15 protein-coding genes and 1 pseudogene are annotated in these 12,656 nt (G+C 66.8%); 10 read left to right on the forward strand and 6 right to left on the reverse strand.

Translation table 11 applies throughout. The features are described 5' to 3' along the window. Positions 1-52: 52 nt before the first annotated feature. Positions 53-1,879 carry a gamma-glutamyltransferase gene (ggt, locus tag J7I89_RS03905; protein WP_214967433.1) on the forward strand — a complete coding sequence of 609 codons (1,827 nt, stop codon included), beginning with the start codon at positions 53-55 and terminating at the stop codon, positions 1,877-1,879. Here the strand turns inward: ggt and J7I89_RS03910 are convergent. Continuing rightward, positions 1,863-2,864 carry a CapA family protein gene (locus J7I89_RS03910; protein ID WP_214967435.1) on the reverse strand — a complete coding sequence of 334 codons (1,002 nt, stop codon included), beginning with the start codon at positions 2,862-2,864 and terminating at the stop codon, positions 1,863-1,865. The genes ggt and J7I89_RS03910 overlap by 17 nt on opposite strands. Positions 2,865-3,130: 266 nt before the next feature. Between J7I89_RS03910 and J7I89_RS03915 the strand changes: the two genes are divergently transcribed. Then, positions 3,131-4,465, forward strand: a complete 1,335-nt coding sequence (locus J7I89_RS03915) for a phosphoribosyltransferase family protein (RefSeq protein WP_214967436.1) — start codon at positions 3,131-3,133, stop codon at positions 4,463-4,465. A gap of 79 nt (positions 4,466-4,544) precedes the next feature. Here the strand turns inward: J7I89_RS03915 and J7I89_RS03920 are convergent, their stop codons facing one another. Beyond that, entirely contained in the window at positions 4,545-4,832 is a 288-nt protein-coding gene (locus J7I89_RS03920) for a hypothetical protein (protein WP_214967438.1), read from the reverse strand. A 35-nt stretch (positions 4,833-4,867) separates the two neighbouring features. Beyond that, positions 4,868-5,149: an FAD-dependent monooxygenase gene (locus tag J7I89_RS25885; protein WP_214967440.1), complete on the reverse strand. Its 282-nt coding sequence runs from the start codon at positions 5,147-5,149 to the stop codon at positions 4,868-4,870. A 114-nt stretch (positions 5,150-5,263) separates the two neighbouring features. On the opposite strand from J7I89_RS25885, the gene J7I89_RS25890 reads away from it, so the two are divergent. Beyond that, on the forward strand, positions 5,264-5,656 hold the full coding sequence (locus J7I89_RS25890) for a MarR family transcriptional regulator (RefSeq protein ID WP_285290178.1): 393 nt from the start codon (positions 5,264-5,266) through the stop codon (positions 5,654-5,656). Here J7I89_RS25890 and J7I89_RS03935 read toward each other — a convergent pair. Continuing rightward, the gene (locus J7I89_RS03935) at positions 5,648-6,673 is read right to left on the reverse strand and encodes a DMT family transporter (RefSeq protein WP_308159797.1); all 1,026 of its coding nucleotides are present in this window, start codon (positions 6,671-6,673) and stop codon (positions 5,648-5,650) included. The two genes, J7I89_RS25890 and J7I89_RS03935, sit on opposite strands and share 9 nt — an antisense overlap. Before the next feature lie 109 nt (positions 6,674-6,782). On the opposite strand from J7I89_RS03935, the gene J7I89_RS03940 reads away from it, so the two are divergent. The 4 genes from J7I89_RS03940 (at position 6,783) to J7I89_RS03955 (ending at position 8,931) form a co-directional block, all read left to right on the forward strand. Next, complete coding sequence (locus J7I89_RS03940) at positions 6,783-7,247, forward strand: Lrp/AsnC family transcriptional regulator (RefSeq protein WP_214967443.1); 465 nt, start codon at positions 6,783-6,785, stop codon at positions 7,245-7,247. Between the two features lie 42 nt (positions 7,248-7,289). Continuing rightward, on the forward strand, positions 7,290-7,949 hold the full coding sequence (locus tag J7I89_RS03945; RefSeq protein WP_214967445.1) for a cyclodeaminase/cyclohydrolase family protein: 660 nt from the start codon (positions 7,290-7,292) through the stop codon (positions 7,947-7,949). A gap of 95 nt (positions 7,950-8,044) precedes the next feature. Continuing rightward, a complete protein-coding gene (locus J7I89_RS03950; RefSeq protein WP_214967446.1) occupies positions 8,045-8,308 on the forward strand; it encodes an SRPBCC domain-containing protein in 264 nt (87 codons plus the stop codon). A gap of 35 nt (positions 8,309-8,343) precedes the next feature. Further along, complete coding sequence (locus J7I89_RS03955; RefSeq protein WP_214967448.1) at positions 8,344-8,931, forward strand: histidine phosphatase family protein; 588 nt, start codon at positions 8,344-8,346, stop codon at positions 8,929-8,931. A gap of 120 nt (positions 8,932-9,051) precedes the next feature. Here the strand turns inward: J7I89_RS03955 and J7I89_RS03960 are convergent, their stop codons facing one another. Then, entirely contained in the window at positions 9,052-9,504 is a 453-nt protein-coding gene (locus tag J7I89_RS03960; RefSeq protein WP_214967450.1) for a DapH/DapD/GlmU-related protein, read from the reverse strand. Positions 9,505-9,969: 465 nt separating this feature from the next. Here J7I89_RS03960 and J7I89_RS24980 point away from each other — a divergent pair. Both J7I89_RS24980 and J7I89_RS03965 read left to right on the forward strand, forming a co-directional pair. Next, positions 9,970-10,059, forward strand: a pseudogene (locus tag J7I89_RS24980) (DUF4193 domain-containing protein); the annotation flags it as partial. A gap of 52 nt (positions 10,060-10,111) precedes the next feature. Continuing rightward, entirely contained in the window at positions 10,112-10,867 is a 756-nt protein-coding gene (locus J7I89_RS03965) for a lytic transglycosylase domain-containing protein (RefSeq protein ID WP_214967452.1), read from the forward strand. 52 nt (positions 10,868-10,919) lie between these two features. Here the strand turns inward: J7I89_RS03965 and J7I89_RS03970 are convergent, their stop codons facing one another. Then, positions 10,920-11,147 (reverse strand): hypothetical protein, encoded by a 228-nt coding sequence (locus tag J7I89_RS03970; protein ID WP_214967454.1) that lies wholly within the window; start codon positions 11,145-11,147, stop codon positions 10,920-10,922. A 495-nt stretch (positions 11,148-11,642) separates the two neighbouring features. On the opposite strand from J7I89_RS03970, the gene J7I89_RS03975 reads away from it, so the two are divergent. Beyond that, positions 11,643-12,329 carry a DNA alkylation repair protein gene (locus J7I89_RS03975; protein WP_308159798.1) on the forward strand — a complete coding sequence of 229 codons (687 nt, stop codon included), beginning with the start codon at positions 11,643-11,645 and terminating at the stop codon, positions 12,327-12,329. Positions 12,330-12,656 lie beyond the last annotated feature (327 nt).

The raw sequence follows: 12,656 nt of genomic DNA on the forward strand, positions 1-12,656 counted from the left end.
GGAGTAGCGTGGCAGTACCGTCAACCCGCACAACCCTAGCCCGGGAGCGACCATGCCACATCTGAGACGTCGACTGGCTGCCATCACGGCGGCGATGGCCTTGAGCGTGACGGGAGGCGCCGTCGCCAGCCCCGCGTTCGCCGATCCGCAGGAGCCGGAGAAGACCGCGACCGCCACCGGGCGTGACGGCGCAGTGAGCACCGTGGACCCTGAGGCCTCCGCCGCGGCGATCGAGGTCCTCCGCAACGGCGGCAACGCTGCGGACGCCGCCGTCGCGGCCGCCGCTACCCTGGGCGTGACCGAGCCGTACAGCGCAGGGATCGGCGGCGGGGGCTACTTCGTCTTCTACAACGCCGAGACCGGCAGGGTGGGCACCATCGACGGCCGCGAGACCGCCCCGGCAGCGATGCCGCCCGACGCGTTCATCGACCCCAAGACCGGCAAGCCCTACAATTTCACGCCGGAGCTCGTCACGAGCGGCGTCTCCGTGGGCGTCCCCGGCACGCCGGCCACCTGGGAGCGCGCACTGGACCGCTGGGGCACCTGGGACCTCGAAGATGCACTCGAGCCGGCCATTGAGGTTGCGGATCGCGGTTTCATGGTCGACAAAACCTTCCGCCAGCAGACCCTCGACAACAAGGTCCGCTTCGCGGCGTTCACCTCAACGAGCGAGCTCTTCCTCCCCGGCGGCGACGCGCCCGCCGTCGGCAGTGTTTTCAAGAACCCCGACCTCGCCGAAACGTACCGGCTCCTCGCGCAGAAGGGAATGCCCGGCTTCTACCGCGGCCCGCTCGCGAAAGAGATCGCGGACACCGTCCAGGCTCCGCCGAAGACCAAAACCACCAAGCTGCCCGTTCCGGCCGGCCACCTGACGACGGCGGACCTCGCCGCTTACAGCGCCCTGGACCAGTCGCCCACGCACGTGGAATACCGGGACCTGGACGTCTACGGCATGGCGCCGTCGAGCAGCGGCGGCACCACAGTCGGCGAGGCGCTGAACATCCTGGACACATTCAACCTTTCCGAGATGTCAACACCCGACGCCCTGCACCACTACCTCGAGGCCAGCGCGCTCGCGTTCGCGGACCGCGGCAAGTATGTGGGGGACCCCGCGTTTGTCGACGTTCCCACGGACGCCCTGACGGACCCGCTGTTCGGGAAGGAGCGCTCGTGCGAGATTGATCCGAAGCGCGCGGCCGTGAAGCCCGTGGCACCGGGCGATGTGTCCGCTTACGACGGCGCGTGCCCGGCCGCCGCCGCGGCCCCCGCCGACGAGAGGGACACAGAGAACATCTCGACGACGAACCTGACGGTCGCCGACAAGTGGGGAAACGTGGTGGAATACACGCTCACGATCGAGCAGACCGGCGGGTCCGGCATCGTGGTGCCCGGCCGCGGATTCCTGCTCAACAACGAGCTGACCGACTTCTCGACTGTGTTTGACCCGGCAGACCCGAACCGGATCGAGCCGGGGAAGCGCCCGCGCTCCTCGATGTCGCCCACCATCATCCTGAAAGACGGCGATCCGTTCCTCGCGCTCGGCTCACCCGGCGGATCAACGATCATCACCACCGTCCTGCAGACGATCCTGAACCGAGTGGACCTGGGCATGAGCATCTCCGACGCGATTGCGGCACCGCGCGCGGCGCAGCGGAACGCTGCCAAGGTCACGGCCGAACCGGCCTTCATCGCGGCATACGAAAGGCGACTGAAGCCGTACGGTCATGTGTTCACTCCGTCGGGTGACGCCTTCACGTCGGCGGCAGAAATCGGCGCGGCAACCGCAATCGAGTTCAGGTCCGACGGGCGCATGGTCGCCGCGGCCGAGCCGGTCAGGCGCGGGGGCGGGTCGGCGATGGTGGTCAATCCGTCGAGGTGAGGCCCGGGCCGGTCGGTATCTCCAAGACGCTATCGCCCTCGATCCAGCTGCTCCGCGTGCCGAGCTGCGTGCTCAGCCGTTGCATCCGCCCGGCAATTTCCCCCGCGCTCCGACGCGCAAGCCGGGTTTGGAAGCGGGCGATTTCCGTCGGGTGCAGACGCAGCTTGCTGGGTGCGCTTCCGCTGGTTTCCAGGAGGAAGACGAACGACTGGTCGTTGCGTTCAACCGGGTCCACGGCATAGTCATCCACAAAGTCGCCGGCGCTGTAGACAATGGGCCGGTTCCGGTATATCTCGACGCCGCGGAAAATATGGGCCGAATGCCCGAACACGACGTCGGCCCCCGCCTCTATCAGTGCCCGCGCCAGGCTTCGATGGGCAGGCGGGACGTCGGATCCCCAGTTCCCGCCCCAATGGGCCGACATGATTAGCAGCTGGACCCGGCCCTTCGTCCGCCCGACCAGTTCCAACAAATCCGTCACCCGGCGATCGCCGGCGTCCACATGGTCCACAGGGACGTAGTGGATTCCTGGAGCGCGGCCGGTTGCCTCCCAGTCCGGCTGATTGTCGGTAAAGGCAATGAAGCCGACCGCATTCGGACCCACCCGCCGGACTGCCGGCCGCCGGGCCGCTTCCAGGTCCGTCCCGGCCCCCGCCCGCAGGATCCCGTGATCATCGAGTGTCACTAACATCTCCCGCAGCGCCTCAACGCCGAAGTCCAGCACATGGTTGTTGGCCAGCCCGACCACATCGATCGCCGCGGACCTCAGGCTCTCCACGTTCTTGGCGTCCGAGCGGAAGTGGTACACCTTGTGGGCCACAGGTTTTCCGTCGTCCGCCAGGACGCATTCGAGGTTGGCGAACGTGATGTCGGCCTGTCGCAGGATTGGGAGGGTATCGCCCCAGGGATAGGCGGGATCGGCCGTCTTCAGCTCGTCGTTGACCAGCCGGCCCAGCATGACGTCCCCCAGGAGCGCGATCTGCATGGCCCACCTCCACTTGAAAGGCCTTTGCTATCAGGATGCACCGCTTCCTTGCCCGGTGCCAATCAGCCGGCGGAGGCGATATCCGCCGTCGAACCGGCGCAGGGAGCTTCAGCGGTTCTGCGTAGCAAAAAGGCCTCGCAGGGTGCGGATTCGTGAGGGATAGTTGGAGCAGGAGCAGTAGGCCGCAGCGCCCCCATTCCCTGGGCGGCCGGATCCCTGGTCCGGGAGGAGTCTGCGGCCGCCGTGTTGATGGGAACGTCGCGGTGATGGGCATTTTCGCGGACAGGGCTGATGCAGGGCGGCAGTTGGGGCTGCGGCTGGAGTATCTGCGTGGCGGGGACGCCGTCGTTCTGGGCGTGCCTCGCGGCGGAGTTCCGGTGGCCTTCGAGGTTGCACGGGCACTCGACGCGCAGCTGGATGTGATCGTGGTGCGCAAGCTGGGCGTACCGTTTCAGCCCGAACTCGCGATGGGAGCCATCGGGGAAGACGGGGCACGCACCCTGGACAAACGCATCCTCTCACTCGCAAGGGTCAAGCATGAAGACCTGCAGGCCGTGGAACAACGGGAGCGGCGTCTGCTGGATGACCGGGTGGCACGACTCCGTGCCGGCCGGACGCTGGATCTGAGCGGCCGCACCGCCGTGATCGTCGATGACGGGATCGCCACGGGGTCAACTGCCCGGGTGGCCTGCAGCATCGCGCGCAACCTGGGTGCCGCAAGGGTGATCCTGGCCGTTCCTGTTGCCCCTGCTGACATCCTGCGCACATTCACGGAGGCGGACGAGGTGGTGTGCCTCGCCACTCCCCGGCAACTCACGGCTGTCAGCCAGCACTACCGTGACTTCTCACCGACGAGCGACGACGAAGTGGCGTTGCTGCTCGAAGCCGCCGCCCGGCGTGCGCAGAGAGCGTCTTCGCCCTCCGGTAACCCTGGCCTCGATGAGGACCTCCAGATCCGCTCGGACGGGGTGCGGCTTCAAGGGCACCTGAACCTTCCCCGGTCGGCTGCAGGGGTGGTGGTGTTCGCCCACGGAAGCGGCAGCGGCCGCCACAGTCCGCGAAACCGGTTCGTCGCCTCGGTGCTCCAGCAGGCGGGACTCGGCACCTTGCTCCTGGACCTTCTCAGCCCCGCGGAGGAGCTGGATCGCGCCAACGTGTTCAACATCGAACTGCTTGCACGCAGGCTAACCGCGGCCAAGGGCTGGCTTGGCGGCCGGCCGGACACTGCCTCATGCGGCGTGGGGTACTTCGGCGCCAGTACAGGAGCAGGTGCCGCGTTGTGGGCGGCGGCCGAACAAGGGGAACAGATCGGCGCAGTCGTCTCCCGGGGAGGCCGTCCGGATCTGGCCGGCCCGTGGCTTGCCCTTGTCCGCGCCCCGACGCTCCTGATTGTCGGCAGCGCAGATCACCGGGTCCTCGAACTCAACCGCGGCGCGCAAGCCCAGATGCGCTGTGCCAACCGGCTGGAGCTCGTCCAGGGCGCAACCCACCTCTTCGAGGAACCCGGGACATTGGAGCAGGCAGCTGTCCTGGCCAGGGACTGGTTTGTGCGGTACCTGCTGGGGGAGGACAGTGCGCCGGGGACCGAGCCCGTCCGATGACCGAGGCACACCGCCCGCGTGGACCAACTTCTACATCGCACTCGTTTAGGGCAGGCTCCACCGCGATGCGTCCGTTGGGCTATGCAGCCGCCTCGCTCCGGGCGGGGCCCCATGGAATGTGGTGGCCGTATACCCAGTCGAAGCTGTCGGCGGCGCCGCGTGACAGCGAGCGGAAGACCACCCTGAGGGCCACGTCCTGGAAGACCCGCTGGAACTGGCCCCTGATCTTCGGTGCCGCATTCCGGCGCCCCCACTCGACCACCGCTTCGGCCCTGCCGCGGCGCCCGATTCGTAACGTGCCAGGGGGCGGCATCGCCGACCAGGACCATGCCGCCGCGGTGCCAGCTCGGAATGGTGGGGAAGTCATAGGTCATGTACGGGGTGATGATGCCGTCCGTGGCTTCAATAATCCCGGCCATCGGTGTGCGGTCTCCGGAGACGAGCCCCATCAGCCAGCCCTTGAGTGCGGCAGCGTCCAGCTCGGCAGGATTGCGGTCGGACGGCGGAACGCAGTCCGTCGGCGCCGACCATCAGGTGGCCGGCAGCGGCGGTGCCGTCGTCGAAGCGGGCGGTCACGCCGTCGGGCGTTTCCTCAACCGCCTGCAGACGCTTGCCGTACTCGATGCGGGCGCCGCGCTCCACGGCCTCGTTGCGGAGCAGGGCGTAGAGCAGCGAGCGGGTCATGGTGCGGGCGGTGGTTCCATCCGCCAGTGTGCCCTAGGCATGGAATCCGAGCAGCGAGAAGCCCTGTTGGCCGCGGTGTACGAGTCGGGCCGGGAGTTGTCGACGGCGGCCGTCATGTTCCACACGGCGCTGTCCGAGTTGCGCGGGCTCTCTGCGACGGAAGGCAAGGCGATCGACATCCTGATGCGCTTCGGGCCCATGACGGCCGGCGAGTTCGGTGAGCATTCCGGGCTCGCGCCTGCGTCGGTGACCGGATTGATGCAGCGGCTGGAGAGCAAGGGCGTGGCACGCCGGGTCCGGCATAAGGACGACAGGCGCAAGGTCCTGATCGAGCTCGTGGGCGACCAGGCAGCATCCGCCGCGCCCTACTTTGCGGACTTCATGGGCGGACTGGCGGCACTCCTGGAGGGTTACAGCGACGAGCAGCTGCGCACGATTGCCGACTATTCCAGGCGGGCCGCCCGGATCCAGCAGGAGGCCGCAGGCCGGCTGACGCCGTCACAGTAGGCCGGAACGGCTTGGCGTGACTTCGGCGGCTTGGGGCACTCCCGCGAGCGTGTCGTCCTGCTCCTGCGCGGGATGAGGCCGGCCGGGCGCCGCGCCGACGCCTTGGACCCGCCCGTCCGCGGCGTTCCCGCTGGTGCGCGTTGGCGTGAGGTTGAAGGTGATGACGCCGGCAACGATGAGGGACAAAGCGACGGCAAGGGTCGGGGTAACGTGCTCGCCAAAGAGCGGGACCGCGACCACTGCAGTCAGGACCGGGCTCATGGCGCCCGTGGCTGCGGAAATATTGCTGCCGAGTGAGCGCACGGCGTAGGCGTAGCACAGCGTGGACAGGAGCCCCGTCCCGACGCCCTGAAGCGCGGTGAACAGCAGGACGTCGGGCAGTTTTGCCGTGCCGTCCGTCAGGTGCGACGGCATGAGGCCGGAGATGGCGAGGCCGGCGGCGGCCAGCGCCGAGGGCGCACAGATGAGGACGACGACGCCGATCGGGTCAAGTTGCGTGCGCCGGAGGCCGATCGTGAACAGGGCCCAGGCCAGCCCGCCGGCGAGCAGCACGCCGATGCCGGCGACCGTCGTCGCCGTCGTCGCCTGGAACGCGCTCGCCGCGACGCCCGTGACGATCGCGCCGAGGGCGAGCAGTTGCCGCCCGGGGATGCTGCTGCGCCACGCGATAAAGGCGATCGCGGTGACGAACAGGGGTACCGTGCCGGGCACGAGCAGGCCGGTCAGGCCCGCCGTCGTCAGGTGCGCCCCGAACGCAAAGAGCAGGAAGTGCGGCAATCCGCCGATGAGGAGCAGGAGGAGTGCGCCTGGCCGCTCCCGCCGAAGTGCCCGCACCGTGCGCGGAATCCACGGACTGAGGAGCACTGCCGGCGTCAGGAAGCGGATAAGCGCTACGTCGATGGTGGTCAGACTCGATGCGCCGATTCCTTTGGCCGACAGCGCAAATGAGGACCAAAGAACAACTGTGGCGGCGAGTGCACCTGCGCCCATCAGCCTCGCACGCACCTGGCTATTCACCGGCGAACTCCCTTCAATCTCCCGCTACTAGAGCAATCGTAGGGAAGTGAGAAGGGCAGGCGATTGCCATTTCTGCCGCGAGATAGCCGTCCAGTAGTAGAATCTGCCAATGGTGACCATTGATGACATTGACCGGCATATCCTGCTTGAGCTTCAGCAGGACGGCCGGCTGACGAACCAGGAGTTGGCGGACCGTGTGGGCCTGTCCCCGTCTCCGTGCCTTCGACGAGTACGGCACCTGCAGGACAGCGGAGTCATCGCCGGCTACACCGCGGTTGTTTCGCAGGGCGCCGTCGGGCTTGCGATCACGGCATTTGCCCGACTGACGCTCCTTTCGCACACCCCGCAGGTGGTCGACGCGGTGGAGGCAAAGCTCCGCTCGGTCCCGGAGGTGGTCGAGGCATACCTGCTCGCCGGTGATGACGACTACCTCGTCAAGATCGTCGTCGATTCGTTTGCGACCTACGAGGAGCTCCTGCGCACGGATCTCCGCGCCATTCCGTCACTCGCATCGATCAAGACGACCTTCGCCTTCGCAGTCACGAAGCCGCTGTCACCGCTTCCGATCCCCTGACCTGCTCGTGCGGCAGGCCAGCCAAGGGGCACACTTGGTGTCATGGCTGACTCTGAAGCGGTAACTACGCAACGCTCGACGGTTGAGGACTGGACGCGGGCATTGGCAGAGTCCATCGGCTCGCCAGGCGGCGGGGCCGGGGCGGGACTGATGCTTGCCGTCGCTGCGTCACTGACATCGATGGTTGCGGGATATACGGAACCTGAGGAACACCAGCGCACGGAGCTCGCCGATGTTCACGCGCGGGCGCGTTCACTCCGGGAGGCCGCTCTTCGGCTCGCCGATGACGACGCTTCGGCATCCAAGGCTTTCGGGGCCGCGTTCCGCCTGGACCCGGGGCCGGAACGCGAGGACGCAATACACCGGGCATCCGTCGAAGCCGCCAAGGCATCCGCCGTGCTGGGCGAGCGAGCCATCGATGCCATCGGAGATCTGGGGTGGCTTGCTTCCAACGGCAACCCGGCGCTTATTGCCGATATCGTCGTCGCGTTCGGCGCCCTCAGGGCAGCGGTAACAGGGGCGCGCACAAACGTGAGTTTCGATCTCGCTGCGCTCACCTCCGCGGGCGCCACGCTCGAACAAATCCGGGAACAGCATCCAGCGCTGTGGGCGACGGTCGAGCACCTCAACGCCGCACTTGACCGGATCGACAAACTGACTGCCGAGATCGATCACCGCGCCGCCCCGACCGACGTCGTCTAACGCGGCGCAAGGAGCGTTGTATGGGGTGCGCTCACCACGCCTGAATTGCTGTCCCGCTGGTGGGCCCAGGGCGATATTGCGCCCACCGCTTCACGATGGATATGGGCGCGTGGGGCCAGCAGCAGTGCGAAGTCCTCGCCGTGGAGCCCGGCGAGCTGATCAGTTTCCTCTTCGCCGAGGGCCAGCTGGACACCACCGTGACGTGGCGACTCGAGGCGATCGACGATGGGACCGTCCTGCACCTCGAGCACGCGGGCTTCCGTCTCGACACGCCAATGGGCCAGCAGGCCTTCCAGGGCATGGGCAGCGGGTGGCCGGGCCTGCTTCCCCGGATCGACGGGGTTCTCGCCGGCGTGTGACGGGTCAGTCCCCGCTGTAACGGACAATGGAAAGCATGACCCTAACGACCTTCGCCCTTGTCCGCCATGGCCAGACAGACTGGAATGCGCAGCGCCGGCTGCAGGGATCCACCGACATTCCGCTGAATGACGTCGGCCGCGGCCAGGCGCGCGACGCCGTCGCCGCCCTGTCCGGCTACGAGTGGGATGCGATCGTGTCCTCGCCGCTGAGCCGTGCCGCGGAAACCGCCAACCTGATTGCCGCCGGGCTGGGGCTCATTGTGGCCCGGCGCGTGCCGGAGCTCGCCGAGCGCAGCTTCGGACCCGCGGAGGGCCTGCAGGCCGGGCCTGAACTGGACGCACTGCGCATCCCCGGTGGAGGTTTCCACGGCGCAGAGAGCGAGGACCAGGCAGCCTCCCGCGGGCTTGCCTCGCTGGAAGCGCTGGCCGAGGAGTTCCGAGGCGGCCGCGTCCTGGTCGTAGCCCACGGCACGCTCCTCCGTGTGAGCCTCAGCCGCGCAATCGGCCGCACCCTGGAAAGCATCGACAACGCCGTGCTCAACCTGGCCCACCACCATGCTGTTGACGGCTGGCAGCTCGAATACTTCAACGGCGAGCCGGTAATGGCTGCCGTCCCGGCCTGACCGGCACCGGTCCGCTGACCTCCCGGTTCCGCTACACCCCGGGTTCCACGATCCGCCGGCCATCGGCGTCAACGAGTGAGGCGATCAGGCTGTCTGCCGGCTGACCGGGGACGCGCTTTGTCACGCCGCGCTCCGCTTCGGCTGTTTGTGGCCGGACAACGCGTCCGCAGAGGGGTGTGAGGACGGCCCAATGGCGGCTGAGATGACGGCGCCCTCCGGAACGGTGCTGTCGGCGTGCAGTCGGACGCCGTCCCCGATTTGAGCGCGGGCCCCGATGCGCGAGTGGCTTCCGACGCGGACGCGGTTGCCCAGGACTGCACCCGCGCCCACGTAGACGGCGTCGCCGATGACGGCGTGGTCACCGATGTGCACCTTTCGGTCGATCCAGCTGCCGGCGCCGATGCGGCATCCAGAGCCTACCCGGGCGCCCGCTTCCACATAGGTGGCGGCCTTTATGACTGACGACTTGCCTACCTTGGCGCCACGGCCGACGAGGCCGCCGCCGTTGGCGTGGCGGCGGTAGGTGGCGACATTGCCGGCGTCGTCCTCCACGGATTCTATGGTGTTACGCATTCCCTTCCTGTTCCGTAGCCTGCCAGCGATTCCAGAGCGGGCAGTCACCCAAATTACGTTAATGGAATTAACGTTCCCGCAGGGCCGTACATTCCGAACGGAGGGCTGTCGAATTCCGGGGAGGCAGAGCCATGTGATTGCCCCGTCACGTCCCACAAGCGCGCAGGTGGACCCGTCGCCGATAAGCCCATGGTCCTCGATCGGGAGATACCAGTCCCGGCTAACCACCGCGCGCGCATGCGCAGCAGTGATCATGACTGCACACTCCTTTGGGTCCTGTTCAGTCTCTTCTATATGGATTCTCTCGCCGCCCCGCAATTTACGCAGAGTCCCTCTAGGTTGTCGGTTAGGCCGGCAAGCGACGGCGCCCTTCCGGCGCTGACGGGCCTCGTGCCAGGGAATGCCGATGCAATGGTGTAAGTTGCATTCCGGTCCGACAACCAACCCCGGAAAGTGAATCACCTAGTGGCAACCGATTACGACGAAGTCCGATCCGACGTCCGGGAATCGCAGGATAATTCCCTGGAGGCGCAGTCTGCGAACGCCCCGGACGCTGGCTAAGGCCATGCTCCGGAGCGGGATGCCCGCGGGCCGGTTCTGCTAGGCCATGCTTCGCCTGAAACGCCTTGCGGTCCTCACCCTTTTCGCGTTCTGTGTCATCACCGGTTTCACGTTCTGGGCGCTCCGTGTGACCGGTGCGGAGACCAGCGGGGCCAGGTCAGCACCGCCACAATCTGAGGCGAAACTCGAGGTGCTGTCAACCAACAGCACTCCGGCCGTGAACATCACCCAGGGCAGCTTTGACGCCCAGTGGCTCGCCCGGACTGCGGCGCGGACCGACATACCGGTCCGCGCGCTCCGGGCCTACGCGGCTGCGGCCGGGATGGCCAACGCCGCGGCACCAACGTGCGGGATCGGCTGGAACACGGTGGCGGCCATCGGCTTCATAGAATCGGCCCACGGAACCCACGGCGGGGGAAGCCTGACTTCCGCCGGGCAGGCGAGCCGGCCCATTGTCGGCCCCGGCCTCAACGGCGATGGTTTCGCCGCCATCCCTGATACAGACGACGGCGTCCTGGACGGCGATGCCCTTTGGGACCACGCCGTCGGACCAATGCAGTTCATTCCCTCCACCTGGCAGATGGCTGGGCAGGACGGGAACGGCGACGGAGAATCCGACCCCCTCAACATCGACGACGCCGCCCTAAGTGCGGCCTCGTACCTGTGCGCTGGCGGCCGTGATGTCACCACCGCCGAGGGATGGACCGGCGCCATCTACTCCTACAACCAGTCTGAGTACTACGTGAGCCAGGTGCGCGACCAGGCCATCGCCTACGCCGCACAGTCAGGCCCGGCCGGATAACTCCACGGTGCTGGTGCCCTCAAGGCACTACGCCGGACCGGTCTTTTGTCTGTTAGTTCGCCGGCTCTTCGCGTCGCTCGTGTGTCTGCCCGTAGGGAACATCGCGGCTTACAGCGACGGTGTAGCTGGTGTATCCGTGTTGGGTAACGAGGATGCCGTGGCGGCATTCCTTCATGGCCTGTTCGCGGGCGATCTCTACGGCGGCGTTCAGGTCGTTTTCGACGGTGTCCGGGTCGTGGGCGGTGATTTCCAGGACGACGTCCGAGTGGCGCTTGATCATCGTGGTCTCTTTCTCGATGGATGTGCCGGGGTTCTCAGCGGGCGCGGGCTTCCGGGGCCGGGCGCACCCGGGGAGGCGGAAAGCGGTGGTTCGAGAGGGGTTGCCCGGCATTCTTGGATGGGGCGGTGGCCGGCCGTTGTACCCGGCGGGCTGGATCGGCGGAGACAATCTCCTGCGGATCTGTAGTCAGTGTGGATGATCGAAGGGCCGGACGCAATACAAAGTCCGAAAATGTCGGCTGTGTCGGTGCCGTGCCGCCTTCATTGAGCGGGCGGCGAACCTGCGTTGGATCAAGGCGTCCCGCCCCCTCGGGACGAAATTTACGCAGGTTCATGCGTGCGCCGCGGGCGTGAGAAATCAATCCGACCGCTCATCAGCGAGGTTCGTGAAACGCGCTGCAACAGCGACCGGCGCGGCTGCAGCCCAGTTGAATCCAACCGCCGGGCCGACTTCCGTCGTAGGCTGAATCTCGCACGTGACGAACAGGGGGCAGAGGTGGCCGAGACGACGCTGACCGAGACGATGGTGGCCGGGGTGATGGCCGAGCTGGCCGAGCTCGAGGACCCGAGGGCACGCGAGGTGAACGAGAAACACGGTGACGATCACGGTGTGAACCTCAGCAAGCTGCGCGCGCTCGCGAAGCGGCTGAAAACGCAGCAGGAACTCGCGTGCCAGCTCTGGGAGACGGGTGACACCGCGGCGAGACTGCTGGCGATCCTGATCTGCCGCCCGAAGGCGTTCGAGCTTGACGAGTTGGACGTCATGTCGCGCGAGGCGCGGACGCCCAAGGTGCACGGCTGGCTCGTGAACTACGTGGTGAAGAAGAACCCGCACTCCGAAGAGCTGCGCCTGGCCTGGTCCGCCGATCCGGATCCGGTGGTCGCGAGTGCCGGCTGGGCGCTAACCACGGAACGCGTGACGAAGAAGCCCGAGGGTCTCGACCTCGCGGGACTGCTCGATGTCATCGAGGTGGAGATGAAAGACGCCCCGGATCGCCTGCAGTGGGCGATGAACGAGTGCCTTGGTCAGATCGGGATCGAGCACGCCGGGCACCGTGCCCGTGCAATTGACATCGGTGAGCGCCTGGAGGTTCTCAAGGACTACCCGACTTCCCCGGGCTGCACGTCTCCGTTCGTGCCCATCTGGATCACCGAGATGGTGCGCCGACAACACGATAAGTAGGAAGGTTCGCGCTCACGCTCGTGCCGCTACTCCCTCAGAGGTTAGATCTACCTATGGGTTCCACCAAGAAGTGGATGTGGGCAAGCTCCAATGCAGTTGATCAGCCGGAAGTGAACCTGTGGCAGACAGACTTGAGGCGTTTTCCTTACGGAGCCGTGGCGGCGGTAGGCCGGTTTCAGTGCCTTCCAGCAGCAGGGGGGCCATCCATCCTCTCGAACCGCTAACACACGAGCTCGAGGCCAGTGTCCGGCGCCCGAGGCTGAAGCAGACCGCCGACTCTGACCGTTCATCTTGTGCTGCTACAGCTAGTGTAGCGTGTCGTTGATT

The organism is Arthrobacter sp. ISL-5 (genome assembly GCF_018613835.1).
GTDB lineage: Bacteria > Actinomycetota > Actinomycetes > Actinomycetales > Micrococcaceae > Arthrobacter.